The organism is Geminicoccus harenae (genome assembly GCF_019800005.1).
Taxonomy (GTDB): Bacteria; Pseudomonadota; Alphaproteobacteria; order Geminicoccales; family Geminicoccaceae; genus Geminicoccus; species Geminicoccus harenae.
This window is the reverse complement of the sequence record NZ_JABGCL010000100.1, coordinates 1-2,927: the sequence shown is the minus strand read 5'-3', so window position 1 is coordinate 2,927 and position 2,927 is coordinate 1. Positions and strand designations below refer to the sequence as shown.

The 2,927-nt window shown below is 68.3% G+C and carries 1 protein-coding gene and 2 pseudogenes; 1 reads left to right on the top strand and 2 read right to left on the bottom strand.

From position 1 onward, the window contains the following. Window positions 1-108: 108 nt before the first annotated feature. A pseudogene (locus HLA95_RS26860) lies at window positions 109-1,242 on the top strand (heavy metal translocating P-type ATPase); the annotation flags it as partial. A 16-nt stretch (window positions 1,243-1,258) separates the two neighbouring features. Here HLA95_RS26860 and HLA95_RS26855 read toward each other — a convergent pair. Both HLA95_RS26855 and HLA95_RS28705 read right to left on the bottom strand, forming a co-directional pair. Further along, window positions 1,259-1,567 carry a hypothetical protein gene (locus tag HLA95_RS26855; RefSeq protein ID WP_191061583.1) on the bottom strand — a complete coding sequence of 103 codons (309 nt, stop codon included), beginning with the start codon at window positions 1,565-1,567 and terminating at the stop codon, window positions 1,259-1,261. A gap of 1,007 nt (window positions 1,568-2,574) precedes the next feature. Beyond that, window positions 2,575-2,927 (bottom strand): annotated as a pseudogene (locus tag HLA95_RS28705) (IS5 family transposase); the annotation flags it as partial.

Sequence of the window (2,927 nt, the reverse complement as noted above, 5' to 3'; positions counted from 1 at the left end):
GCGCTTTGCCACCCGCTACGACCGGCGCACCATTCACTTCTCCGGCTTCGCCCACCTCGCCGCCGCCATGATCTGGCTACGCTGAATGTCGATCCGACCTAGGCGAACTGGGGGCCGGCGCCGGGCCTCGCCCACGGGCTCCTGGCCGCCGTGTCGGTGCTGATCATCGCCTGCCCCTGCGCGCTGGGGCTGGCCACGCCCATGTCGATCATGGTCGGGGTCGGCAAGGGTGCCGGGCTGGGCGTGCTGATCAAGAACGCCGAGGCGCTGGAGCGGCTGGAAAAGGTCGACACGCTGGTGGTCGACAAGACCGGCACGCTCACCGAAGGCCGGCCCAGCGTGACCGGGACCATCACTGCCGGCGGCATGGCGGAGGCGGAACTCCTGCGGCTGGCCGCCGGCGTCGAGCGGGCGTCGGAGCATCCGCTGGCCCAGGCAATCGTGGCCGCGGCCGAGGAACAGGGGCTGAGCATCCCCCCGCTGGCCGACTTCGATTCGCCGCTCGGCAAGGGTGTCACCGGCACGGTCGAGGGCCGCACGGTCGTGATCGGCAATGCCGCTTTCCTCCAGGAAAGCGGCATCGACCCGGCGGCCCTGGCCGGCCAGGCCGATGCGCTGCGCCATGACGGCGCCACCGCGATCTATCTGGGCGTAGACGGCCGGGCTGCCGGCATCTTCGCCATCGCCGACCCGATCAAGCCTTCCACGGCCCCGGCCCTCCAGGCGCTGCATGCCGAGGGCATCCGCATCGTCATGCTGACCGGCGACAACCGTACCACCGCCCAGGCCGTGGCGCGCCGGCTCGGGATCGACGAGGTCGAGGCGGACGTGCTCCCGGAGGGCAAGAGTGCGGTCGTGGCACGGCTGAAGGGTGAGGGACGGGTGGTCGCCATGGCCGGGGACGGGGTGAACGACGCGCCGGCCCTGGCCGCGGCCGATGTCGGCATCGCCATCGGCTCCGGCACCGACGTGGCGATCGAGAGCGCCGGCATCACCCTGCTGAAAGGCGACCTGACCGGCATCGTCAAGGCGCGGCGCCTGTCCCGGGCGACCATGGCGAACATCCGCCAGAACCTGGTCTTCGCCTTCGTCTACAACGTGGCGGGCATCCCGCTCGCCGCCGGGCTGCTCTACCCGTTCACCGGCCTGCTCCTGTCGCCGATCGTGGCGGCCGCCGCCATGGCGCTCTCCTTGGTGAGCGTGATCGCCAACGCCCTGCGCCTGCGGGCAAAGCGCATCTGACCGCGCGCCGCTGCCGTCAGTCGGAGGCGGCTGCCGCCCGCGTGCCGCTCAACCCGCCCAGCTCCAGCGGCCCCTCGATCTGGTCGCCGAAGCACGCCCCGATGGTCTCGACCAGGTCGGCCAGCTCCCGCAGGTGCTCGCTGATCACCGGGCTCGCCTGGTCCAGGCCGGAGGCCGCCAGCAGGAACTTGCGATGCAGGCTGCCGCGCAGCCGCGCACCGCCGGTCTCCGCCAGGGCCGCAGTGATGCAGCGCGTGGCCTCCCGCGCCGCGATCGCCTGGAAGTGCGCGATCTTCGCCAGCTCCGCAGCATCGATACCGGCCATGCCATGGTCCCCGTCGTGGTATGTCGGCGCCAGCCTAGCAGGGGGATTTCCGGCAAGTCGCAACCTGCCAGCGCTGCCGGCACGGATTGCTGCCTACCTGTTTCGCAACTGCAACATGACGACGAAATGCCCAGCCCCATGGAACCTCGATGCTTCATGCCCCATGCCTGCGCCGGATCGACCTTCAGCGTAGCCAGATCATGGCGGCAGCGAGGTAAGGCGAAGCCGGAGAAGTGCATGGTGCGCCGGCCGTAGCAGGTGACGAAGCGCTGGAAATGCCCAAACTTGACGCACACCGCTGGATCTGGTTGCCCACCTATAGGCGGTGACGTCGTGCGCAATGGCGGCTTGGCCGCAGCGGTTCGACGGGATCACCGCCTTGGCACCCATGCTGGTGAACGCGGCACAAGGCGGTGCTGCCATAGCTTGATCGGCAGGCACGGCACCACCGGCCTGTCCGTCGAGCAGCGCCGGAGCATGCTTGATATCGCCGACCTAGCCTGCGGTGACCATGCGCCCGAGCGGCCCGCCAGGTGTGTCGACGCACAGGTGGATCTGCGGGTCGAGCCCACGACTGTCCGATTCGTTTCTCGCAACGCCAACTGTCCTTGGATCTATGGCATTGGCTGCGCTGCCCGAGGCCGCAGCCGGTCGATGCGTTCGCCAGGTCGGTGAGATGCACCTGATGGAACAGTGCGGAGCGCAGGGTGGCGGCAAACACGTGAGCCGCCTCCCTGGTGCGGGTGGCATCATAGACGAGCTTGAGCAGCAGATAGACCACGATCGCCGCAGTAATCTGCAGGCGTACTGCATTCTCCAAATGGCCGAAGAAGAAGCGGCGGATGCGCAGGTGCTGCTTCAGCCAGCAAAAGCATGTCCTCGGGCCCGACCCGGAGGAAACAGCTCGATCCGCCATCGGGTCTGGCAGAGCTTGGCGATCTCCTCGGCAGGAGAGTACAAGTCGTTGCCGAACAGGGTGATGGTCTTACCGTGTCAAGGTAGGGAACTCATTCAGCCCATGCTGAGGCGATGGCGACGAGTGCGACGGCGGCCAGGTAGTTTTGTGCCAGCCGGTCATAGCGGGTGGCGATGCGCCGCCAGTTCTTGAGCCGGCAAAACAGCCGCTCGATCAGGTTGCGTCAGGCGTAAGCCTTGCGGTAGAGCGGATAAGGGATGGTGCGATTGGCGGTGGAGGGGATTACCGCCTGGACGTGCCGAGCCCTCAGCCAGGCACGCAGGCGGTCGGCATCGTAGGCTTTGTCGGCGATGACCCGCCGAGGCGGCGGTGAGGCACCCAACAGCGGGATGGCCATGCTGATGTCGGCGACGTTGCCCGGCGTCAGGGCGAACGCGACGGGCC

Coding starts and splice junctions, on each gene's coding strand:
- HLA95_RS26855 (WP_191061583.1), bottom strand. CDS start 1,567: ATGGCCGGTATCGATGCTGCGGAGCTGGCGAAGATCGCGCACTTCCAG.